Here is a 20,023-nt window from a genome sequence, read left to right as displayed (position 1 = left end):
GCCCGCCGCCCGGCGGCTTCACGATTGGTCGGGCCCTGGTGAAACCAAGGCCTCACCGGCGCCGGAATGCTTCCCGAGATTTCGAGACCACCTCGAAGCCGAAGGGAAGATTGCCATGACCGCACGAGTCGCGGGCGCCGCGCTGGCCGCCGGTGCCGTTGCCGTCCTCTCCGTCACCGCCGGCTCTTCCGCACTCGCTCAGCCGCGGGCCGCGGACGAGCAGGCCACGGTGTCGGTGCTGCACGGCGTGCCCGGCCTGACAGTGGACGTCTACGCCGGAGACAAGGAGCTGATCCCGGACTTCGAACCGGGAACGCTGACCGACCCGATGAAGCTGGACGCGGGTTCCTACGACATCAGGATCTTCCAGGACGGTCAGGGGCCGGACGGCACCCCCGCCATCCAGAAGACCGTGGACGTGCCCGCGGGGGCCGACGCCACCCTGGTCGCCCATCTGACGGCCGACGGCGAGCCCGCGTTGCACGCGTACGTCAACGACACCTCCGAGGTGCCGGCCGGGCAGGCCCGGCTGACCGTGCGGCACGTCGCCGCCGCACCGGCGGTCGACGTCCGGGCCGACGGCACGCCGGTCTTCGAGGACCTGGTCAATCCGAAGGAGGCCAAGGGCGAGGTGTCCGCCGGCACGGTGTCCGCGGACGTGGTCCTGGCCGGCACGGACACGGTCGCGCTCGGTCCGGCCGATCTGGACCTGGCCGAGGGCACCAACACCATCGTCTACGCCTGGGGCAGCGCCCAGGACGAGAACCTGGCGCTCAAGACGCAGACGGTGACCGGTATGCACTCGGCGCCGAAGGGCGTCCCCGCCGGCGAGAGCGGACAGGCCGCTGCACACAATGAGCGCCTGCCGCTCGGCGCGCTCTCCCTCGGCGCGCTGTCCGCCCTGGGTGTCGCCGGAGTGGTGTTCCGGCTGCGTGCCTCGTCCCGCTGAGAACCAGGGAGCGTGTGCCGCCGGAGGACCACGGAGCGTGTGCCCCCGGAGGACCACGGAGCGTGTGCCGCCGCCGCTTCCACGGCGGCGGCACGCTCCCCCGTGCTCACGGGTGAAGGGAAGTCGCTCATGGACAGGGCCTGGTCACGGCGAGCCCTGCTCGCGGTCCTGGCCGCGGCCGTCGTGGGGCTCGTGGCCGCCGCCGCGCTGCTGATCGACGCCTGGTCGGGCCAACCGCGTTCGTCCGCCGAGGACTTCGGCGCCACGCCGCGCAACGGTGCACCTACCGCGCCGAAGACGCCGAGCGGGACACCGGGGCGGACGCCGGACACGCCGGTGCGCGACGACGCGGGCGCCGCGGCCGCGTCGGCCTCCGCGCCGATCGCCGAGCCGCTGTCCCTGTCGTTGCCCCGGCTCGGTGTCCGGGCGCCGGTCGACCCGGTGGGCGTGACCGGCGACGGGCAGGTGCGGGTTCCCGAGGATCCGCGACGGGTGGGCTGGTACCGCTTCTCGCCCCCACCGGGCGCGTCCGCCGGGTCCGCGGTGATCGTCGGCCACGTCGACTCCGACCGGGGCGGCCTGGGCGTCCTCGTGGCGCTGGCGGACGTGCGGCGGGGCGACCGCGTCCTCGTGGAGCGGTCGGACGGCGGCAGCGTCGCCTTTCGCGTGGTCTCACGGCGCACCCTCCCCAAGGAGGACCTGGCGGAGTCGGGGGCGTTCCGCAGGGACGGGTCCGCGGCCCTGACCCTGATCACGTGCACCGGCCCCTTCCTGCCGGACGACGGTGGATACCGGAACAACCTGGTCGTCACCGCGGTGCCGGCGTCGAAGTGACGGCGTCGGGGCGGATGGGGAGACCCGGCCCGGTGACGAGCCGGGAAGGCTCCCGGTCGGAGGTGGACGGTGGAACACACGGACGAGGAGACGCTGGCCGCCATGGCCCTGGGCGAACCCGCGCCGCCCGCGGCCGCCGAGCACGTGCGCACGTGTGCTCGCTGCGGCCGGGAGCTGAACGCCCTGCGCCGGGTGGTGTCGGCCGCCAGGGCGCCCATGGGCCAGGACGAGGACCTCGACGAGCCACCGGCCGGTCTGTGGGACGCCGTCGCCGGCGAACTCGGCCTCGCCTCCCGGTCCTTCGGCGCCACGAGGGCACCAGGGCCGCTCCCCCGCGCGCCGAAGCCGACGCGGTCCAGGCGCTTGACGGTGGTGCTCGCCGCGTGCGCCGCGCTGCTCGGGGCCGCCGCCGGCGGCGGCATCACCTGGTGGGCCGCCCAGGAGGGCTCGTCCAACGGCTCGTCCAGTGCCCCGTCCGCCGCCGGTGAGCGGCTGGACTCACTGCGGCCCGGGTCGGCCGGCTACGCCCGGCTCACCGACGGCGGCGGTCACCGCACCCTCGACGTGACGGTCACCGGTCTGCCTCGCACCTCGGGCTACTTCGAGGTCTGGCTCATGGACCGCACGCACAGCAAGCTCGTCTCGCTCGGCGTCCTCGGCCCCGACGGCCACGCCGCGCTCCCCGTTCCGGAGAACGTCGACCTCGGCGAGTACTCGTTGGTGGACGTCTCCGTCCAGCCCTACAACGGCGATCCGGAGCACTCGGGGGACAGCCTCGTGCGTGGTCCCCACACCGGTTGAGACACCGCTCGCGTACACCGCACGCCGCACGCCGCACACCGCACGCGGCGCGCGGCGCGCTGCCCGCCGCCCGCCGCCCGCCGCCCGCCGCCTGCCGCCTGCCGCCTGCCAAGAAACGATGCAACGACGATGCAAGTTGTTTCGGTGCATCGATTCGGGTGACGGTGAGGGGGACGGCGCCGCCCCCGCGGCCGCCGAGTCCGCACACCGCGCGGACGCCCTCCGTTCGTCCCCGGGAGTGGTCGCCATGACCGCACGGCAGACAGTCCGCACCGAGCCCACCGCCCCGCCGGCGCCGCGGGACCCCCGGTCCCCAGCGGCCCGGGAGTTGGCAGCCCGCTTCGCCGCCGGGGACGAGAGCGCCCTGGCCGACGTCTACCGCGCCTGGGGGGCGCTGGTCTACACGATCGCCCGCCGCTCGCTCGGTGACGCCGGGGAGGCCGAGGACGTCACCCAGAACGTCTTCCTCGCCGCCTGGCGCGGCCGGAAGGGCTTCGATCCGGCGCGCGGGGTGCTGTCCGCCTGGCTGGTGGGCATCACCCGCCGCAAGGTGGCCGACGCCCTGTCCGCGCGGACGCGACGCGGGGAACTCGCGGCCACCGCCGGGTCCCTGTTGCTGCTGGAGGACCGGCGCCGGACCTCCGAACCACAGCTCGTGCTCGACCGGGTCGTCGTACGGCAGGCCATGGCCACGCTGACGGAGGCCCAGCGCCGGGTGCTCAGCCTCGCCTTCTACGACGACCTCACCCAGACGCAGATATCCCAGGTGACCGGCTGGCCGCTCGGCACCGTGAAGAGTCACACCCGACGCGGACTGCAGCGACTGAGCCTGTGCCTGCGGGACGCCGAGGTCGCGTAGCGAGGCCCGTGGGACTCCATGGCGCGAGGAGCGCGGTGGCGTCAGGCCTGGGGGTCCGATGTCTCGGGTGCGCCGGCCGACGGCAGTGACAGGGCGACGGCCTCGCGCAGTCCGCGCGGACGCAGCAGGCCCGCGGCGGTGCGGACCCCCCAGCCGGGCCCGCTGAGCAGCACGCGACTGCGGGTACGGGCGCCCCGGACGCCCCACCACGTCGCCGCGACGTGGCGCGCCAGCGGCCAGTCGGCGGTGGACCGGGACTGCGACCACAGGGCCACGGTCCCCGGACCGGTGCGCCGCACGGCGGCGAGCAGGGCCTCGGCCGGCACGGCGGCGCCCAGCATCAGCACCGGCAGGCCGTGCTCCGCGAGCGCGGCGCCGAGCGCCTCCAGGGGCAGGGTGTGCTGCTCGCCGGGCAGGCACGCCAGCAGCACCGGGCGGGCGTCCACCGCCCGGTGCCGCAGCACCGAGCCGACGTAACCGTGGCGCAGCGTCGCCGAGATGTGCCAGGACAGCAGGTGCTCGACCTCCACGTAGCGGTCGTCCGACGACTCCCATTTGCGGCCGACCGCGCGCAGGGTGGGTGTCAGCACGGTCTCCCATGCGTCGATCAGACCGTACGTCGCGATGGCGGCGGTGATCTGCTCCTGCACGGCCACGGAGTCCATCCGCACGGCGGCGCGGGCGAGGCCCCGGCCCTCCCGGCGGACGTCGCCGAGCGGCAGACCGCTGCCCGAGTGCGCGCCCCTCGCCGGGCGCGGGGCGACGGGGGCGGACGGTGGCTCGCCGCCTTCGGGCGCCGGCCGCGGGGTTGCGGGCGAGATGTCGGCGGAGGGTTCCGCCCGGGACGGAGAGCTGTCGGCGGGGGGTTCTGACCCGGCCTGAAAGGTGTCGGCGGAGGGTTCCGCCCATGCCTGAGAGGTGTCGGCGGGGTGGTCGACCGCGGCGGGCGAGCCGTCGGCCAGGGGTTTCGCCGCAGCGCGCCGCGCGAAGTGTTCCCGCGCGGCACGGGCCGCTTCCGCGGGCGGGACGCCCGCCGCCGTCAGCCGGCACATCTCCCGCACCATGGCGACGTCGTCCGGGGTCCAGCGGCGGTGCCGCCCCTCGGCCCGGGTGGCCGGTCCCAGGCCGTAGCGGCGGTCCCAGGAGCGCAGGGTCGTCGGGGAGACGCCGAGCTTGCGGGCGAGGAAGCCGGTCGTCACGCCCACGTCGGGCGGGCCGGGGGCGGGCGCCGTGGCGTCGGCGGGGGGTCGGGTCATGGCACGGGGTCGTCCTGTTCGCGGTGGTACGCACGTGCCCGGGCGGTGGGCACACGACTCTTCGCCTCCTGGACGTGCCGCGGATGCGGGGGCACGGAGGAGGACCCCGTGCGGGCGGCGGTGCGGCCCGGAGCGCAACCGTCCCGCACCCCTTCACGGAAAGGAGGAACAGAAGCGGTCGAGGCTCCACCTCGCCGCGGAGGGCCGGAACACACCGAGAGGATGGGTCATGAGGCTTCGCGACGAGCTTCCCGTGGACCACCGACTGGCCACGGTCTACCGCTACGGCGCCGGACTGTGCGGCGTGATCCTGCTGGTCTTCGGCTGTCTGGGCTTCGCGGACCGGCTCAGCCCGTTCGACACGGACGGGACCCGGATCGCCGGCCTGAGCACCAACGGCCTGCTGAGTCTGATCTCGGTCGTGGTGGGACTCGTCCTGATCTGCGGCGCCGTCGTCGGCGGCAACGTCGCCTCGACGCTCAACATGGTCGTCGGCACGCTGTTCCTGATCAGCGGATTCGCCCACCTGGTCGTCCTGGACCGGTCCGGCAACATCCTCGACTTCGGCATGACCAACGTCGTCTTCACCTTCGTGATGGCGCTGCTCATCCTGACCTTCGGCATGTACGGACGCGTGTCGAGCAGGCTGCCGCACGACAACCCGTACTGGCGCCGCCGCCACCCCCGCGAGGCGGCCCGCGAGTCCCTTGCCGCCCGTCGCCGGGCCCGTCAGGCCGAACTCGCGGCGAGTCCCGGGACCCGGACCACCCCGGCCGACCCGCCGGCGCACCGGCGTGCGTGATGCCGGAGCCGCCCGTACTTCCGGCCGGGCGCCGTGCGCGCGTCCCGTCACCGTGGCACGGGACCGCCCTCGTGACCCTCCGCGTCGCGCGGCTCCAGGTAGACCTCGTCGACGTAACACCACGCCCACTCCTCGCCCGGCTCCGCGGAGCACATCACGGGGTGTCCGGTGGCCCGGTGGTGGGCGTCGGCGTGGCCGCCGGGCGAACTGTCGCAGCAGCCCACGTGGCCGCACGACAGGCACAGCCGCAGACGGACCCAGCGCCGTCCGCGTGCCGCGCACTCCCGGCACACGTCGCGGTGCGGCACGGCCGCCGGGTCCGGCGTCTCGGTGTGGGCGCAGCCGCGGCCGTCCGGCCTGCCCCCGTCGGGTCGCACCATCCACGTACGCACGGGGTGTCTCCCTTCACGTCGGGTTCGCCCCGCTCCGGGCCCGGCCGCCGGCCGCGACCTGAGGGGCGCTGTGCGGTTCGTTCCTCGCGACGCGGCTCGTGGGATGCGCCTTCGTGCTGCCGGGCCGGCATCCGTCCACCCGTACCGACCATCCCGCCGCGCCGGGGACACCCGTGTCTGACATGGTCGAACCGGGGCAACAGTGCTGGCGTGGTGCACACGCGCACTCCTGCTGAGAACCGAGGTGAGCCATGACACAGGATCTGACCCCGAAGTACACGGTCCCGGGCATCGAGCGCGAGGCGGCCGGCCGGCTGATCGGCCTGCTGCGCCTTCGCCTGCACGCGCTGAACGATCTGCATCTGACGCTCAAGCACGTGCACTGGAACGTGGTCGGCCCCCACTTCATCGCCGTCCACGAGATGATCGACCCGCAGGTGGAGCGGGTCCGGGAGATGGCCGACGACACGGCGGAGCGCATCGCCGCGCTCGGCGGCGTGGCCCAGGGCACGCCGGGGGCGCTGGTGACCGAGCGCACCTGGGACGACTACTCCATCGGCCGGGCCGACGCGATCGCCCATCTCGGCGCACTCGACCTGGTCTACACCGGCGTGATCGAGGACGTGCGCGCCGGGATCAAGGAGGCCGGTGAGCTCGACACCGCCACGGAGGACCTGCTCATCGAGCAACTGCGGGACCTGGAGCAGTTCCAGTGGTTCGTGCGGGCCCACCTGGAAAGCGCGAGCGGCACACTCGCCACCGGCCGGGCCAAGACGGAGGAGGAGGCCGCCGCGAAGGGCGCCGAGCTGAGCTGAGCGTCCCGCGGCCCCCGTCCGGTTGCCGGGAGCCGTCCTTCACGGCCGGCTCCGGCGACCGGGCCGGCCCCGGCGGCCGGCAGCCGCGCCGCGCATCCGCCGGGCCGGGTCCGGGGGAAGAGAGGCGGGGTGCGGGTGGCCGTGCCCGGGCGGCGACGGACGTGAGGGAGCCGGATGAGCAGTCGACACCTGGACCGCGCGCCGTGGGACGTCGTCGTCGTGGGCGCCGGAGCGGCCGGACTGGCCTGTGCCCGGGACCTGCTCGCGGCGGGGCTGCGGGTGCGGCTGCTGGAGGCCGGGGACCGGCCCGGCGGCCGGATGCGCACCGACGTCGTGGCCGGGTGCACCGTGGACCGTGGCTTCCAGGTCTTCAACACCGCCTATCCGCAGGTACGGCACCGGGTGCCGCTGGGGCGGCTGCGGTTGCGCCGCTTCACTCCCGGGTTCCTGGTGTGCGACGGCGACCGGCGACTGCGGTTCGCCGACCCCACGCGCGCGCCGAGGCAGGCCCTGGAAGGGCTGACCGGTGGCATCGCGGGGCCGCGCGACCTGGCCGCCCTGGCGGTGCTGACGGGCTGGGACACGCTCGCGCCCCCGGCGCTGCTGCGACGGCGGCGGGACACCACGACCCGGCGGGCGCTGGCCGGCGCGGGCTTCACCGACGGCTTCGTGGAACGGTTCTTCCGACCGTTCTTGTCCGGGGTGTTCCTGGAGGACGAGCTGGAGACCTCCGCGCGGTTCTTCCACCTGGTGTGGCGCAGCATGGCGCGCGGCACGCTCTGCCTGCCGGCCGCCGGTATCGGCGCGGTGCCCGAGCTGCTGGCGGCCCCGCTCCCGCCCGGCACCCTGGTCCTGGAGTCGCCGGTGACGGCCCTGACGGACGAGGGCGTCCTCGTGGACGGCGACCGGCCCGTACCGGCGCGGGCGGTGGTCGTGGCGGCGGGACCCGCCGCGTCGGCCCGCCTGCTGCCGGACCTGACCGTACCGCCGTACCGCACGGTGACCACGTACTACCACCTCGCCGACCGCTCCCCGCTGCGCGAGCCGACGCTGGTGACGGACGTGCGGGGGCGTTTCGTGAACAGCGTCGTGCTGAGCGAGGTGCACCCGGCGTACGCCCCGCGCGGTTACGCGCTGGTCGCCACCTCGGTGCTCGGCGGTGACGCCGAGGGCGGGGAGAAGACCGTACGGGCGGCCCTGGCCGAGTGCTACGAGGCCGAGACCTCGGGCTGGGACCCGATCGCGACGCGCACGGTCGAGGAGGCGCTGCCCGCGATGCCGCCGGGGCGGCCGCTCAGCCGCCGCACCCGGGTGGGTGCGCGCCGGTACACGTGCGGCGACCACCGGGCGTCGGGATCGGTGCAGGGTGCGCTGGCGTCGGGGGCGCGGGCGGCCCGTGAAGTGGCGTCGGACCTGCCGGGCCGGTGACGGCGGCGAGCCGGGGCGCGGTCCTGCCGTGCGGGTCATGGGCTCCCCGAGTCGTGCCGGCGTGACGGGGCGCCGCCCGCCGCGACGGCTCTTACCGGGTATGACGACTTCAGGCCGGGGTATCCGGTCGTCCGACCGACGCGGCGACCACACCACGGAGACGATCCGCGCGTCGGGTGAACCAGGGAGGGAACGAGGATGACCGCGATGTCCACGGAGCCGCAGCGCGAGGTCCTTGAGACCGTTGCGAGCGACACACCGTGCACCGGGGAACTGCCCTGGATCGCGGACGGCTCCGCGGTGGCGCCGCGGGACGCCCGCGAGCTGACGAAGCTGTTCCTGGACCGGCTCGCGGAGCTGGAGGAGGGCACGCACGAGTACCAGTACGCGCGCAACACGCTGATCGAGATGAACCTCTCGCTGGTCTGGTTCGTCGCGCGCCGCTTCCGCAACGGGGGCGACCTGGAGGACATCGTCCAGGTGGGCACGATCGGCCTGATCAAGGCGATCGACCGGTTCGACCTCACCCGGGAGGTCGAGTTCTCCAGCTTCGCCATCCCCTATGTCGTCGGCGAGATCAAGCGCTTCTTCCGCGACACGAGCTGGGCGGTGCACGTCCCGCGGCGCCTGCAGGAACTGCGCGGAACGCTGACCCGCGCCAGGGAACAGCTGTCCGTCCGCCTCGACCGCGAGCCGACGGTGGCGGAGCTGGCCGGGCACCTGGGCATGAGCGAGGACGAGGTGACCGAGGGGCTCGTCGCGGCCAACGCGTACACCGCGGGCTCCCTCGACCTGCCGACGGACAGCGACGACACCCAGGGCGCCACGACGTACGCCGACCTCCTGGGCGACGAGGACCCCGCCCTGGAGAAGGTGGAGAACCTGCACGCGCTGGCGCCGCTGCTGCGGGACCTGGACGAGCGGGAACGCCGGATCATCGAGATGCGCTTCGGGCAGGAGATGACCCAGGCTCAGATCGGGGCGGTGCTCGGTTGCTCCCAGATGCACGTGTCCCGGCTGCTGTCCCGTGTGCTGCGCCGTCTTCGGGAGCACATGCTGGCCTGACCGACGCCCGCCGCCGGGTGGTCCGGCGGCGGGCGGGTCCGTACGAGTGCGGTGCGCCCGTCAGCTCTTGGCCAGCACGACGTCCTGCCGCTGTGTCGCGAGGAAGGCGGGCAGCGGCAGCCCGCCCTGCGGGCGGAGCTCCATCAGCGTGGCCTCGACCTGGGCGGTGCCTTCCTTCAGTACGCGGTTGCGCGGCTTGCCGATGTTCTCCCAGCGGTGCGCCTGGCCGTCGCACACGGCGCGGCTACCGCCGATGCCGTACCGGACCAAAGGGCTGTCCTGGGCGATGGTGGAGCTGATGAAGACCGGTCCGGTGTTGTCGGAGCAGCGGTAGGTGCCGGTGAGGGTGATCGTGCCGTCGGCGGCGATCCGGCCCGAGGGGTCGACGGTGACCGACTGGTTCGAGTCGGCGGTGACCGACTGGTTCGAGTCGGCGGCCGCCGGCGTCGAGGGGGTGGCGGCGAACAGGGCCAGCGCGGCGGTGGCGGCCACGCCGAGCGCGGGGCGCAGGGACATGGAAGGACCTCCTGAGGTGGGGGCTTCCACTGGTACCGGGCACGCGCGTCCCGGGCCGTGACCGTCACTCCTTCGGTGGCGAGTCCGCCCGGCCGTCCGGGAACCGTCCGGGTGTTGTCCCCGTCCTGTCACGCTTCTCGGCGGTCCGTTCCCCCGCGTTCACGGCGGGAGCGTGGTGTGGGTCGTACGGATGGTCCGACGACCGTGGAGGTGCGCCATGTGTTCCCACCGGCCCTCGTGCTCCCGGCCCGACGGCCGGGTGGTCGCGCCCCGGCGTCAGGGCAGCACGGCGAACCCGTCGAGTTCCACCATCGCCGCCTCGTCCCAGAGCCGTACGACCTCGACGACCGCCATGGCCGGGTAATTCCGTCCGGCCAGGCTCCGCCAGACGCGGCCCAGTTCGGGGGCGTGCGCCCGGTAGGCGGCGACGTCGGTGGCGTAGACGGTGACGCGGGCGAGGTCGGACGGGGTGCCGCCGGCCGCGCGCAGGGCGGTCAGCAGATTGCCGAGCGCCTTCTCGAACTGCTGGGGCAGGGTGTCGCCGGTGACCTTGCCGTCGGTGTCGAGGGCGGTCTGGCCGGCCAGGAAGACCAGCCGGGAGCCGGTGGCGACGACGGCGTGGGAGAAGCCGGTGGCCGGGGAGAGGTCGGGCGGGTCGATGCGCTCGGCGGTCACGGTCGGGCCTCCAGGGTGGCGTACAACTCCTTGGCGATGATGCCGCGTTGGACCTCGCTCGCCCCTTCGTAGACGCGCGGGGCGCGCACCTCGCGGTAGAGGTGTTCGAGCAGGTGGCCGCGGCGCAGCGCCCGCGCGCCGTGCAGTTGGACCGCCGCGTCGACGACGTACTGCGCCGTCTCGGTGGCGAGCAGTTTCGCCATCGCGGCCCGCCGCGGGACACCGTCCGCGCCGTCGTCGTACGCGGTCGCCGCCGCGTACACCATCAGGCGGGCCGCCTCCGTGCGTACGGCCATCTCGGCGATCTGGTGGGCGACGGTCTGAAGGTCCCTCAGTTTGCCGCCGAAGGCGTCCCTTCGGGCGGTGTGGTCGAGGGCGGCGTCCAGCGCGGCCTGGGCCATCCCGACGGCGAAGGCGCCGACGCTGGGGCGGAACAGGTTGAGCGTGCCCATGGCGACCTTGAAGCCCCGGTCGACCTCGCCGAGCACGTCGTCGGCGGTGACGGGCACGGCGTCGAAGCGGAGGGCGCCGATGGGGTGCGGGGAGAGCATGTCGAGCGCGGTGCCGGTGAGGCCGGGCCGGTCGGCCGGGACGAGGAAGGCGGTGACTCCGCGCGCGCCCGCGTCGGGGGTCGTCCGCGCGAAGACGGTGGAGAAGTCGGCCTCGGGCGCGTTGGAGATCCAGCACTTCTCGCCGGTGAGCCGCCAACGGCGGGCGCCGTCGGGCTCGGCGGACAGCGACAGGGCCGCCGCGTCCGAGCCGGCGCCCGGCTCGCTGAGGGCGAAGGCCGCGATCACGCCGCCCTCGCGGACGCCCGGGAGCCAGCGGTCGCGCTGGACCGGGGTGCCGTGCGCGTGGACCGGGTGGGCGCCCAGGCCCTGGAGGGCGAGGGCGGTCTCGGCCTCCGTACAGGCGTAGGCGAGCGACTCGCGCATCAGGCAGAGGTCGAGGGCGCCGGAGGCGAACAGCCGGTCCAGCAGGCCGAGGCGGCCGAGTTCGGTGACGAGGGGGCGGTTGACGTGGCCCGGTTCCCCCTTCTCGGCGAGCGGGCGCAGTTGTTCGGCGGCCAGGGTGCGCAGCTCGGCACACCAGGCGGCTTGTTCCGGTTCGAGTGAGAATGCGGGCACGGCCGGCCCTCCCTCCGGAGTGGTCTCACCCGACGGTATCGCGCCCCGTTGACTGCCGTCACCAACACGATACGCTCCTGGTGCGAGCCCACCACGACGCCCACCAGGCAAGGGGGCGAACCGCCATGGACGACCGTCCGACCCGCTCCGCCCACGTCGACACCTTCGCGCGCGACCATCTCCCGCCGCGCGACCAGTGGCCCGAACTCCGCTTCGACCTGCCGGAGCTGCGCTACCCCGAACGGCTGAACTGCGCCGCCGAGCTGCTGACCGGCCCGCCCGACACCCACCCGGTCTTCCGCACCCCGCAGGGCCCCGCCTGGACGTACGGCGATCTGCGCGCCCGCGTGGACCGCCTCGCGCACGTCCTCACCGCCGAACTCGGCGTCGTCCCCGGCAACCGCGTCCTGCTGCGCGGCCCCACCACGCCCTGGCTGGCCGCCTGCTGGCTGGCGGTGCTGAAGGCCGGCGCGGTCGCCGTCACCGTGCTGGCCCAGCAGCGCCCGCACGAGCTGAGCACGATCTGCGGGATCGCCCGCGTCCGGCACGCGCTGTGCGACGTCCGGGCCGTCGACGACCTCGCCAAGGCGGAGATACCGGGCCTGCGGATCACCACGTTCGGCGGGGACGCGCCCGACGACCTGCTCAACCTCCCGGCGCCCGGCACCCCGTACCAGGCCGTGGACACCGCGGCCGACGACGTGGCGCTGATCGCGTTCACCTCCGGCACCACCGGCCGCCCGAAGGGGTGCATGCACTTCCACCGGGACGTGCTGGCGATCGCGGACACCTTCTCGCAGCATGTGCTGCGCCCCCGCGGCGACGACGTCTTCGCGGGCAGTCCCCCGCTCGGCTTCACCTTCGGCCTGGGCGGCCTGGTCGTCTTCCCGCTGCGGGCGGGCGCGGGCGCGCTGCTGCTGGAACAGGCGGGCCCGAAGCAGCTGCTGCCCGCGATCGCCGAGCACCGGGTGTCGGTGCTGTTCACCGCGCCGACGGCGTACCGCGTGATGCTCGGCGAACTCGACGGCCACGACCTGTCGTCGCTGCGCCGCTGCGTGTCGGCCGGCGAGAACCTGCCCGCGGCCACCTGGCGGGCCTGGCACGAGCGCACCGGGCTGCGCCTGATCAACGGCATCGGCGCCACCGAGCTGCTGCACATCTTCATCTCGGCGGCCGACGAGCACATCAGACCGGGCACGACCGGTCTGCCCGTCCCCGGCTGGCAGGCGCGCGTGGTCGACGCCGAGGGGCACGAACTGCCTCACGGCGAGCCGGGCAGGCTGGCCGTGCGCGGCCCGGTCGGCTGCCGGTATCTCGCCGATCCACGGCAGCGGGAGTACGTGCGCGACGGCTGGAACCTCACCGGCGACACCTACGTCCGCGAGCCCGACGGTTACTTCCGCTACGTCGCCCGCGCCGACGACATGATCATCTCGGCCGGTTACAACATCGCCGGACCGGAGGTGGAGGAGGCGCTGCTGCGGCATCCGGACGTGGTGGAGGCGGCGGTCGTCGGCCGGCCCGACGAGGCGCGCGGCATGGCGGTGGTGGCGTACGCCGTCCTGAAGGAGGGCGCCGAACGGGACCCGGCGGCCCTGCGCGCGTTCGTCCTGTCCGAACTCGCGCCCTACAAGTGCCCCCGTGAGATCGTCTTCCTGGACGCCCTTCCGCGCACCGCGACCGGCAAGCTCCAGCGGTTCCGCCTGCGCAGTGAGGGTGACCAGCAGTGATCCGTACGACCTAAGATGATCAACGTGTCCGACCAGCACGCTCCCCGGTCCCTCATCGTCACGCTCTACGGCGCGTACGGCCGCTTCATGCCCGGCCCGGTACCGGTCGCCGAGCTGATCCGGCTGCTGGCCGCGGTCGGGGTGGACGCGCCCTCGGTGCGCTCGTCGGTGTCCCGGCTCAAGCGACGCGGCCTGCTCGTCCCCGCGCGTACCGAACAGGGCGCGGCGGGCTACGAACTCTCCCCGGACGCCCGCCAGTTGCTCGACGACGGCGACCGGCGCATCTACGCCACCGCGCCGCCCGAGGACGAGGGCTGGGTGCTCGCGGTGTTCTCCGTGCCCGAGTCGGAACGGCAGAAGCGGCACGTGCTGCGTTCCCGCCTGGCCGGGCTCGGCTTCGGCACGGCCGCGCCCGGCGTGTGGATCGCCCCCGCCCGGCTCCACGAGGAGACCCGGCACACCCTGCAGCGGCTGCGTCTCGACCCGTACGTCGACCTCTTCCGCGGCGAGCACCTCGGCTTCGCGCCGACCGCCGAGGCGGTCGCCCGCTGGTGGGACCTGGCGGCGATCGCCAAGGAGCACGAGGCGTTCCTCGACCGGCACGCGCGCGTGCTGCGCGACTGGGAGCGGCGCGCGGAGACCCCGCCCGAGGAGGCCTACCGCGACTATCTGCTCGCCCTGGACTCCTGGCGTCATCTGCCGTACGCCGACCCGGGCCTGCCGGCCGGCCTGCTGCCGGCCGACTGGCCCGGCGTGCGGTCGGCGGCGGTGTTCCGCGGGCTGCACGAGCGGCTGCGCGACGCGGGGGCGGCCTTCGCGGGCCTGTGACCGCGAAGAGAGAACGTGCCCGTCGCCACCGCCCCGGCCGACGCGCCCGCCCGTCTCCCCGTGCAGTACGTCATCCGGCACGGCGAAGTGCGCCACTGCGCCGCGCAGTTGGCGTCCGGCTCACTGCGCGTCGGCGACCGGGTGACCATCCATCCGTCCGGCGAGTCCTCCGAGATCACCGGCAGCGACGTCCTCGGTGCCCGGCCGACCGGGCGTTCGCGCCGCAGTCGGTCAGCCTGCGCCTGGCCGACCAGCGGGACATCTCGCGCGGCGACGTGATCACGGCCGGGGTCGGCGTGCCGGCGCTCACACAGGACGTCCGCACGGCCGTCTGCCACCTTGCCGACCGCCCCTTGCGGGTCGGCGGCCGGATGCTGCTGCGGCACACCGCCCGGACCGTCGAGGCGATCGTCGAGGACCTGGCCGGCGCCCCCGATCTGGCGGCGAACGACCTGGGGCGGATCACCCTGCGCACCGCCGAGCCGCTGCCCCTCGACGACTACGCCGTCTCCCGCCGAACCGGCGCGTTCCTCCTGATCGACCCGGCGGACGGGGCGACCCCCACGGCCGGCATGGTCGAGCTCGGCGACTGAGCGCGCACCGCCGGGGCGGCCGGCGTCAACGGCCGAGTGTCAGACGGGGCTTGGGGGCGTCGGTGCGTCCGGTCCGGGGCGGCCGGCTGCCCGCCCGATACGGGGCCGGCCAGACGACGCCCGGTCCGTCGTACCCCTGCTCGGCGGCCGCGTGCAGCGTCCAGTGCGGGTCGTACAGGTGCGGTCGGCCCAGTGCGCACAGGTCCGTGCGGCCCGCGAGGATCAGGGAGTTGACGTCGTCCCAGGAGGAGATGGCGCCGACCGCGATCACCGGGACGCCCGCCTCGTGCCGGATCCGGTCGGCGTACGGCGTCTGGTACGACCGCCCGAACTCCGGCCGCTCCTCGGCCACGACCTGCCCGGTCGAGACGTCGATCGCGTCGGCGCCGTGCGCGGCGAAGGCGCGGGCGATCGCGACGGCCTCCTCGGGCGTGGTGCCGCCCTCGGCCCAGTCGGTGGCCGAGACGCGCACGGTCATCGGCCTCTCCTCCGGCCACACGGCCCGTACGGCGTCGAAGACCTCCAGCGGAAAGCGCAGCCGTCTGGCGAGCGAGCCGCCGTAGGCGTCGGTGCGCCGGTTGGTCAGCGGGGAGAGGAAGCCGGAGAGCAGATAGCCGTGGGCGCAGTGCAGTTCCAGCAGGTCGAAGCCGGCGCGGGCGGCACGCAGGGCGGCGGCGGTGAACTGCTCCCTTATGTCGGTGAGCTGGGCGCGGGACAGCTCGCGCGGTGTCTGGCTGCCGGGCTTGTACGGCAGGGGGGATGCGGCCACGAGCGGCCAGTTGCCGTCGTCGAGCGGCTCGTCCATCCCTTCCCACATCAGCCTGGTCGAGCCCTTGCGCCCGCTGTGGCCGAGCTGCACGCCGATGCCGGTGCCGGGCGCCTGGCGGTGCACGAAGTCGGTGATCCGCCGCCAGGCCTCGGCCTGCTTGCCGGTGTAGAGACCGGCGCAGCCGGGGGTGATCCGGCCCTCGGGGCTCACGCAGACCATCTCGGTCATCACCAGCCCGGCGCCGCCGAGCGCGCGGGCGCCGAGGTGGACGAGGTGGAAGTCGCCGGGGACGCCGTCGACGGCCGAGTACATGTCCATGGGCGAGACCACGACCCGGTTGCGCAGCGTCAGGCCGCGCAGCCGGAACGGGGTGAACATCGGGGGTGTGCCGGGCGGGCAGCCGAACTCGTGCTCCACGGCCTCGGTGAAGCGCGCGTCGCGCAGCCGGAGGTTGTCGTGGGTGACGCGGCGGCTGCGGGTGAGCAGGTTGAAGGCGAACTGGCGGGGCCGCTGGCCGAGGTGCGACGCGAGGTTCTCGAACCACTCCAGGCTGGCCCTCGCGGCACGCTGGGTGGAGGCGACGACGGGCTTGCGCTCCTGCTCGTACGCGGTGAGGGCCTCGCCGAGGGTGGGCCGTTCCTGCAGGCAGGCCGCGAGGGCGAGGGCGTCCTCGACGGCGAGCTTGGTGCCGGAGCCGATGGAGAAGTGGGCGGTGTGGGCGGCGTCGCCGAGCAGGACGACGTTGCCGTGCGACCAGCGGTCGTTGACGACCGTGCGGAAGGTGGTCCAGGCGGAGTTGTTGGACTGCAGCGGGTGGCCGCCCAGCGCGTCGGCGAAGATCTTCGCGCAGCGTTCGATCGACTCCTGCTCGCCGAGTTCGTCGAAACCGGCCGCGTGCCAGACCTCCTCGCGCATTTCGACGATCACGGTGGAGGCATCGGGGGCGTAGGGGTAGCCGTGCAGTTGCATCACGCCGTGCTCCGTCTCGGCGATCTCGAAGCGGAACGCGTCGAAGGGGAAGTCGACGGCGAGCCAGATGTACCGGCAGCGGTGGGTCGTGAGGTGAGGGCGGAACGTGTCGGCGTAGGTCTCGCGGGTGGTGCTGTGGACTCCGTCGGCGGCGATGACCAGGTCGTGGGACGTCGCGAGGGTGGCCGGGGGCGGGGCCCCGGTGCGGAAGCGGAGGTCGACGCCGAGGTCGCGGCAGCGGTCGTGCAGGATCTCCAGGAGGCGTTTGCGGCCCAGTGCCGCGAAGCCGTGGCCTCCGGAGGTGTGGCGTTCTCCCCGGTGGACGATGTCGATGTCGTCCCAGCGGACGAAGTGCTGTTGCAGGGCCTCGTAGACGGCCGGGTCGGCGTGTTCGATGCCGCCCAGGGTCTCGTCGGAGAGGACGACTCCGAAGCCGAAGGTGTCGTCGGGGGCGTTGCGTTCCCAGAGGGTGATGTCACGGGAGGGGTCGAGGCGTTTGAGGAGGGCCGCCGCGTAGAGGCCACCGGGGCCGCCGCCGATGATCGCGATGCGTGAGGGACGCGCCCCTGAGGTCGGCATCCTCACCGTCCCTGCCACTTCGGCGGGCGCTTCTCCTGGAACGCCGCGTGGAACTCCGCGTAGTCCTCGCCGGTCATGAGGAGGGCCTGGGTCGACGCATCCAGTTCCACCGCTGCTGCCAGGGGCATGTCCAGCTCGGCCGTGAGGAGGGCCTTCGTCTGGGCGTGGGCCAGCGCCGGGCCGTCGGCCAGGCGGCGGGCCAGTTGCTGTGCGGCCTGGTCCGCCCGGCCCTCGTCCGTCAGCTCGCTGATCAGGCCGATCCGCTCGGCCTCGGGGGCCCTGACCGGTTCTCCGAGCATGAGGAGGCGGGTCGCGTGGCCGAGGCCGACGACCCGGGGCAGCAGGTAGGCGGCGCCCATGTCGCCGCCGGACAGCCCGACCCGGGTGAAGAGGAACGCGAAGCGGGCGGTGGGGTCCGCGATGCGGAAGTCCGCCGCCAGCGCGAGCACCGCCCCGGCGCCCGCCGCCACGCCGTGCACCGCCGCGATCACCGGGAACGGGCACTCCCGTACCGCCCGGACCACCTGTCCGGTCATCCGGTTGAAGTCGAGCAGCTGGGCGGTGTCCATGGACAGCGTGGCGCCGATGATCTCGTCGACGTCACCGCCGGAGCAGAAGCCGCGTCCTTCGCCGGCCAGTACCAGGGCGCGCACGGACCGTTCCCGGGACAGCTCGGCGAGCAGATCGCGCAGGTCGGCGTAGGCGCCGAAGGTGAGCGCGTTGAGCTTGTCGGGGCGGGCGAGGGTGACGGTGGCGACGCCGTCGGCGCGGTCGACGCGCAGATGGCGCCACGGTGAGGTGGGGGCGGCGGAGCCGGTGAAGGGACTCATGGGGTGCGGCCTCCTTGGGCGGGCACTGCCTCACTGACCTCTACCCTGCGACGTTATCACTCATTCGTGACTGCCGTCAGGATCACGCGATAGGAGCAGGGCGGGAAACCGCCCTGCTCACAGAGGTGCAGTCGCGTCACAGAGGTCACCGGACGTCAATAAGGCGGTAACAACGGGAGCACCCGGGCAAAGCCCGCCGTTCACCCGGGTAAGCCTCCCTCACCGGGCCGAAGGTCCCGGGCGGTGCCCGTCGTGAGACCCCGCCGAAAGGCGCCGTACCATTCCTCAGGTTGAAAGCAGGACGGCCTGACTCCCTCGGCACTCAGGACACGCCTGCGCCATGAACGGACCAGCCTTGCACGAACGCCCCTCCGCCCCCGCCTCCTGGCGCATCACGCTGCCGCACTCCGCGGCGGCCGTACCCGCGGCCCGCGCGCTGGTCCGTTCGGCGTTCGCGGAGCTGGAGCACGGCGCCGACATCGACACCGCCGAACTGCTCACCGCCGAGCTGGTCGCCAACGCCGTGGAGCACACCGCGGGCGACGCCCCGATAGAGCTGGTCGTGGAGCTGCTGCCGACCGGCTGCAAGGTCGAGGTGCACGACCCCGACCCGGTGCCGCCCGGCAACCTCACGCGTCCCGCGGACCGCGAGCCCGACCTCTGGCAGGAGCACGGGCGCGGTCTGCTGCTGATCCGCACGCTGAGCGCGTCGTGCGGTCACCGCCCCACCGGCTCCGGCAAGGCGGTGTGGTTCAGACTGCCTGTGGTACCGCGTCAGCGTCAGCCGCAGTGCCGTCCGCGTCCGGCGTCGTGACCCGGTTCATGCGCGAGTTGCGGCGCCCGTGGCCGATCCCTCGTGGCGGAGCCACGTGGGCGGTTCGGCAACGCGGCGAGCGTGCGTGCCAGGGGTCGCCGGGCAGGCGGGAGTCTGACGACAGGGCCCGAGGCCGTGGCCCTCGCGGTCGGCGCCGGATGCGGCCACCAGGAGGGCGGGGGACTTGATGCGGGGCATGCGGGTGGTGCTTGTTTCTGGTGGTGCGGGTGCGACGGGGTCGGTCCCGCAGTGGCTCCGGAAGGGGTGGCTCCGGGCCGCCGGTCAGCAGAAGGCCTGATCAGGCACGGTCGGAACAGGGACGGCTCACCCCAGGGTGGCGACCAGGACCGCCTTGATGGTGTGCAGCCGGTTCTCCGCCTGGTCGAAGACGACCGAGTGGGCCGACTCGAAAACCTCGTCGGTGACCTCCAGCGAGTCCAGTCCGTGCCGCTCGTGGATCTCGCGGCCGACCTTGGTGCCGAGGTCGTGGAAGGCGGGCAGGCAGTGCAGGAACTTCACGTTCGGGTTGCCGGTGGCGCGCAGCACGTCCGTGGTCACGGCGTAGGGGGCGAGCGCGGTGATCCGCTCGTCCCAGACGTCCTGGGGCTCCCCCATGGAGACCCAGACGTCGGTGGCGACGAAGTGGGCGCCGAGGACGCCCTCGGTCACGTCCTCGGTGAGGGTGATCCGCGCGCCGCCGGCCTCGGCGAGCGCGCGGGCCCGGTCGACGATCTCCTGGGCGGGCCAGTAGGACTTGGGGGCGACGATCCGCACGTCCATGCCGAGCAGGGCGCCGGTGACCAGGTAGGAGTTGCCCATGTTGAAGCGGGCGTCGCCGAGGTAGGCGAACGCGGTCTGCCTGAGCGGGACGGCGCCGTGCTCGGTCATGGTGAGGACGTCGGCGAGCATCTGCGTGGGGTGCCAGTCGTCGGTGAGGCCGTTGAAGACGGGGACGCCGGCGTACGCCGCCAGTTCCTCCACCTTGGCCTGGCTGTCCCCGCGGTACTCGATCCCGTCGTACATCCGGCCCAGCACGCGCGCGGTGTCCTTCACCGACTCCTTGTGCCCGATCTGCGAACCGGCGGGGTCGAGGTAGGTCGTCGAGGCGCCCTGGTCGGCGGCGGCGACCTCGAACGCGCAGCGGGTGCGGGTCGACGTCTTCTCGAAGATCAGCGCGATGTTGCGGCCCCGCAGATACTGGGTCTCGGCCCCGGCCTTCTTCGCGGCCTTCAGCTCGGCGGCCAGCTCGACCAGGCCGAGGAACTCCCGCTCGGTGAAGTCGAGCTCCTTGAGGAAGTGGCGGCCTGCGAGGGCGGTCGGGACTGTCGCCATGGGCGCTCCAGAAGACACGGGGACGGGGACACTGGAAGTCTATACGACATTCAGCATTTG

Annotated in this window: 19 protein-coding genes and 1 pseudogene; 12 read left to right on the top strand and 8 right to left on the bottom strand. The window is 73.7% G+C overall.

What is annotated here, in order from left to right; genetic code table 11:
• Positions 1-115: 115 nt before the first annotated feature.
• The 4 genes from IPT68_RS28165 (at position 116) to IPT68_RS28150 (ending at position 3,443) form a co-directional block, all read left to right on the top strand.
• Positions 116-949, top strand: coding sequence for a DUF4397 domain-containing protein (locus IPT68_RS28165; RefSeq protein ID WP_189698652.1), 834 nt, complete (start codon positions 116-118; stop codon positions 947-949).
• Between the two features lie 129 nt (positions 950-1,078).
• Positions 1,079-1,783, top strand: coding sequence for a class F sortase (locus IPT68_RS34325; protein ID WP_228039962.1), 705 nt, complete (start codon positions 1,079-1,081; stop codon positions 1,781-1,783).
• A 69-nt stretch (positions 1,784-1,852) separates the two neighbouring features.
• A complete protein-coding gene (locus IPT68_RS28155; protein ID WP_189698651.1) occupies positions 1,853-2,584 on the top strand; it encodes an anti-sigma factor in 732 nt (243 codons plus the stop codon).
• Positions 2,585-2,831: 247 nt separating this feature from the next.
• The gene (locus IPT68_RS28150) at positions 2,832-3,443 is read left to right on the top strand and encodes a sigma-70 family RNA polymerase sigma factor (protein ID WP_189698650.1); all 612 of its coding nucleotides are present in this window, start codon (positions 2,832-2,834) and stop codon (positions 3,441-3,443) included.
• A 41-nt stretch (positions 3,444-3,484) separates the two neighbouring features.
• Here IPT68_RS28150 and IPT68_RS28145 read toward each other — a convergent pair whose 3' ends face one another.
• On the bottom strand, positions 3,485-4,699 hold the full coding sequence (locus IPT68_RS28145; RefSeq protein WP_228039959.1) for a MerR family transcriptional regulator: 1,215 nt from the start codon (positions 4,697-4,699) through the stop codon (positions 3,485-3,487).
• 229 nt (positions 4,700-4,928) lie between these two features.
• Between IPT68_RS28145 and IPT68_RS28140 the strand changes: the two genes are divergently transcribed.
• Positions 4,929-5,501, top strand: a complete 573-nt coding sequence (locus IPT68_RS28140; protein ID WP_189698649.1) for a DUF4383 domain-containing protein — start codon at positions 4,929-4,931, stop codon at positions 5,499-5,501.
• A gap of 47 nt (positions 5,502-5,548) precedes the next feature.
• Here the strand turns inward: IPT68_RS28140 and IPT68_RS28135 are convergent, their stop codons facing one another.
• A complete protein-coding gene (locus IPT68_RS28135; protein WP_189698754.1) occupies positions 5,549-5,881 on the bottom strand; it encodes a UBP-type zinc finger domain-containing protein in 333 nt (110 codons plus the stop codon).
• A 263-nt stretch (positions 5,882-6,144) separates the two neighbouring features.
• On the opposite strand from IPT68_RS28135, the gene IPT68_RS28130 reads away from it, so the two are divergent.
• The 3 genes from IPT68_RS28130 to IPT68_RS28120 all read left to right on the top strand — a co-directional run bounded on the left by IPT68_RS28130 (position 6,145) and on the right by IPT68_RS28120 (position 9,201).
• A complete protein-coding gene (locus IPT68_RS28130) occupies positions 6,145-6,708 on the top strand; it encodes a Dps family protein (RefSeq protein ID WP_189698648.1) in 564 nt (187 codons plus the stop codon).
• Between the two features lie 174 nt (positions 6,709-6,882).
• Positions 6,883-8,136, top strand: coding sequence for an FAD-dependent oxidoreductase (locus tag IPT68_RS28125; protein ID WP_189698647.1), 1,254 nt, complete (start codon positions 6,883-6,885; stop codon positions 8,134-8,136).
• A gap of 207 nt (positions 8,137-8,343) precedes the next feature.
• Positions 8,344-9,201 carry a SigB/SigF/SigG family RNA polymerase sigma factor gene (locus IPT68_RS28120; protein WP_189698646.1) on the top strand — a complete coding sequence of 286 codons (858 nt, stop codon included), beginning with the start codon at positions 8,344-8,346 and terminating at the stop codon, positions 9,199-9,201.
• A 60-nt stretch (positions 9,202-9,261) separates the two neighbouring features.
• Here IPT68_RS28120 and IPT68_RS28115 read toward each other — a convergent pair whose 3' ends face one another.
• The 3 genes from IPT68_RS28115 to IPT68_RS28105 all read right to left on the bottom strand — a co-directional run bounded on the left by IPT68_RS28115 (position 9,262) and on the right by IPT68_RS28105 (position 11,519).
• Entirely contained in the window at positions 9,262-9,717 is a 456-nt protein-coding gene (locus tag IPT68_RS28115) for a DUF6299 family protein (RefSeq protein WP_189698645.1), read from the bottom strand.
• 276 nt (positions 9,718-9,993) lie between these two features.
• Positions 9,994-10,392, bottom strand: a complete 399-nt coding sequence (locus tag IPT68_RS28110; protein WP_189698644.1) for a RidA family protein — start codon at positions 10,390-10,392, stop codon at positions 9,994-9,996.
• Positions 10,389-11,519, bottom strand: a complete 1,131-nt coding sequence (locus tag IPT68_RS28105) for an acyl-CoA dehydrogenase family protein (RefSeq protein ID WP_189698643.1) — start codon at positions 11,517-11,519, stop codon at positions 10,389-10,391. Before IPT68_RS28105 ends, IPT68_RS28110 begins: the two co-directional genes overlap by 4 nt.
• Before the next feature lie 125 nt (positions 11,520-11,644).
• Here IPT68_RS28105 and IPT68_RS28100 point away from each other — a divergent pair, with 125 nt between their 5' ends.
• From IPT68_RS28100 to IPT68_RS28090, 3 genes and pseudogenes are all read left to right on the top strand, one after another.
• Complete coding sequence (locus IPT68_RS28100) at positions 11,645-13,249, top strand: AMP-binding protein (RefSeq protein ID WP_228039955.1); 1,605 nt, start codon at positions 11,645-11,647, stop codon at positions 13,247-13,249.
• A gap of 15 nt (positions 13,250-13,264) precedes the next feature.
• On the top strand, positions 13,265-14,077 hold the full coding sequence (locus IPT68_RS28095; protein WP_189698641.1) for a PaaX family transcriptional regulator: 813 nt from the start codon (positions 13,265-13,267) through the stop codon (positions 14,075-14,077).
• A gap of 9 nt (positions 14,078-14,086) precedes the next feature.
• Positions 14,087-14,670, top strand: a pseudogene (locus IPT68_RS28090) (elongation factor 1-alpha C-terminal domain-related protein); the annotation flags it as partial.
• Positions 14,671-14,695: 25 nt separating this feature from the next.
• Here the strand turns inward: IPT68_RS28090 and IPT68_RS28085 are convergent.
• Positions 14,696-16,987 (bottom strand): bifunctional salicylyl-CoA 5-hydroxylase/oxidoreductase, encoded by a 2,292-nt coding sequence (locus IPT68_RS28085; RefSeq protein WP_189698640.1) that lies wholly within the window; start codon positions 16,985-16,987, stop codon positions 14,696-14,698.
• Positions 16,988-16,989: 2 nt separating this feature from the next.
• Entirely contained in the window at positions 16,990-17,817 is an 828-nt protein-coding gene (locus IPT68_RS28080) for an enoyl-CoA hydratase family protein (protein ID WP_189698639.1), read from the bottom strand.
• A gap of 340 nt (positions 17,818-18,157) precedes the next feature.
• Here IPT68_RS28080 and IPT68_RS28075 point away from each other — a divergent pair, with 340 nt between their 5' ends.
• On the top strand, positions 18,158-18,631 hold the full coding sequence (locus tag IPT68_RS28075; protein WP_189698638.1) for an ATP-binding protein: 474 nt from the start codon (positions 18,158-18,160) through the stop codon (positions 18,629-18,631).
• Between the two features lie 324 nt (positions 18,632-18,955).
• Here the strand turns inward: IPT68_RS28075 and argF are convergent, their stop codons facing one another.
• Positions 18,956-19,963, bottom strand: a complete 1,008-nt coding sequence (gene argF, locus IPT68_RS28070) for an ornithine carbamoyltransferase (protein ID WP_189698637.1) — start codon at positions 19,961-19,963, stop codon at positions 18,956-18,958.
• Between the last annotated feature and the right edge of the window lie 60 nt (positions 19,964-20,023).

This window comes from Streptomyces chromofuscus (assembly GCF_015160875.1).
In the GTDB taxonomy this organism is placed as follows: Bacteria; Actinomycetota; Actinomycetes; order Streptomycetales; family Streptomycetaceae; genus Streptomyces; species Streptomyces chromofuscus.
This window is presented reverse-complemented; position numbering and strand designations above follow the sequence as displayed.

Bases quoted from the DNA above. Each gene is read 5' to 3' on its own strand.
- IPT68_RS28120 (WP_189698646.1), top strand. From the start codon at position 8,344: ATGTCCACGGAGCCGCAGCGCGAGGTCCTTGAGACCGTTGCGAGCGAC.
- IPT68_RS28140 (WP_189698649.1), top strand. From the start codon at position 4,929: ATGAGGCTTCGCGACGAGCTTCCCGTGGACCACCGACTGGCCACGGTC.
- IPT68_RS28100 (WP_228039955.1), top strand. From the start codon at position 11,645: ATGGACGACCGTCCGACCCGCTCCGCCCACGTCGACACCTTCGCGCGC.
- IPT68_RS28130 (WP_189698648.1), top strand. From the start codon at position 6,145: ATGACACAGGATCTGACCCCGAAGTACACGGTCCCGGGCATCGAGCGC.
- IPT68_RS34325 (WP_228039962.1), top strand. From the start codon at position 1,079: ATGGACAGGGCCTGGTCACGGCGAGCCCTGCTCGCGGTCCTGGCCGCG.
- IPT68_RS28075 (WP_189698638.1), top strand. From the start codon at position 18,158: ATGAACGGACCAGCCTTGCACGAACGCCCCTCCGCCCCCGCCTCCTGG.
- IPT68_RS28115 (WP_189698645.1), bottom strand. From the start codon at position 9,717: ATGTCCCTGCGCCCCGCGCTCGGCGTGGCCGCCACCGCCGCGCTGGCC.
- IPT68_RS28135 (WP_189698754.1), bottom strand. From the start codon at position 5,881: ATGGTGCGACCCGACGGGGGCAGGCCGGACGGCCGCGGCTGCGCCCAC.
- IPT68_RS28080 (WP_189698639.1), bottom strand. From the start codon at position 17,817: ATGAGTCCCTTCACCGGCTCCGCCGCCCCCACCTCACCGTGGCGCCAT.
- IPT68_RS28150 (WP_189698650.1), top strand. From the start codon at position 2,832: ATGACCGCACGGCAGACAGTCCGCACCGAGCCCACCGCCCCGCCGGCG.
- IPT68_RS28145 (WP_228039959.1), bottom strand. From the start codon at position 4,699: ATGACCCGACCCCCCGCCGACGCCACGGCGCCCGCCCCCGGCCCGCCC.
- IPT68_RS28165 (WP_189698652.1), top strand. From the start codon at position 116: ATGACCGCACGAGTCGCGGGCGCCGCGCTGGCCGCCGGTGCCGTTGCC.
- IPT68_RS28125 (WP_189698647.1), top strand. From the start codon at position 6,883: ATGAGCAGTCGACACCTGGACCGCGCGCCGTGGGACGTCGTCGTCGTG.
- argF (WP_189698637.1), bottom strand. From the start codon at position 19,963: ATGGCGACAGTCCCGACCGCCCTCGCAGGCCGCCACTTCCTCAAGGAG.
- IPT68_RS28085 (WP_189698640.1), bottom strand. From the start codon at position 16,987: ATGCCGACCTCAGGGGCGCGTCCCTCACGCATCGCGATCATCGGCGGC.
- IPT68_RS28095 (WP_189698641.1), top strand. From the start codon at position 13,265: ATGATCAACGTGTCCGACCAGCACGCTCCCCGGTCCCTCATCGTCACG.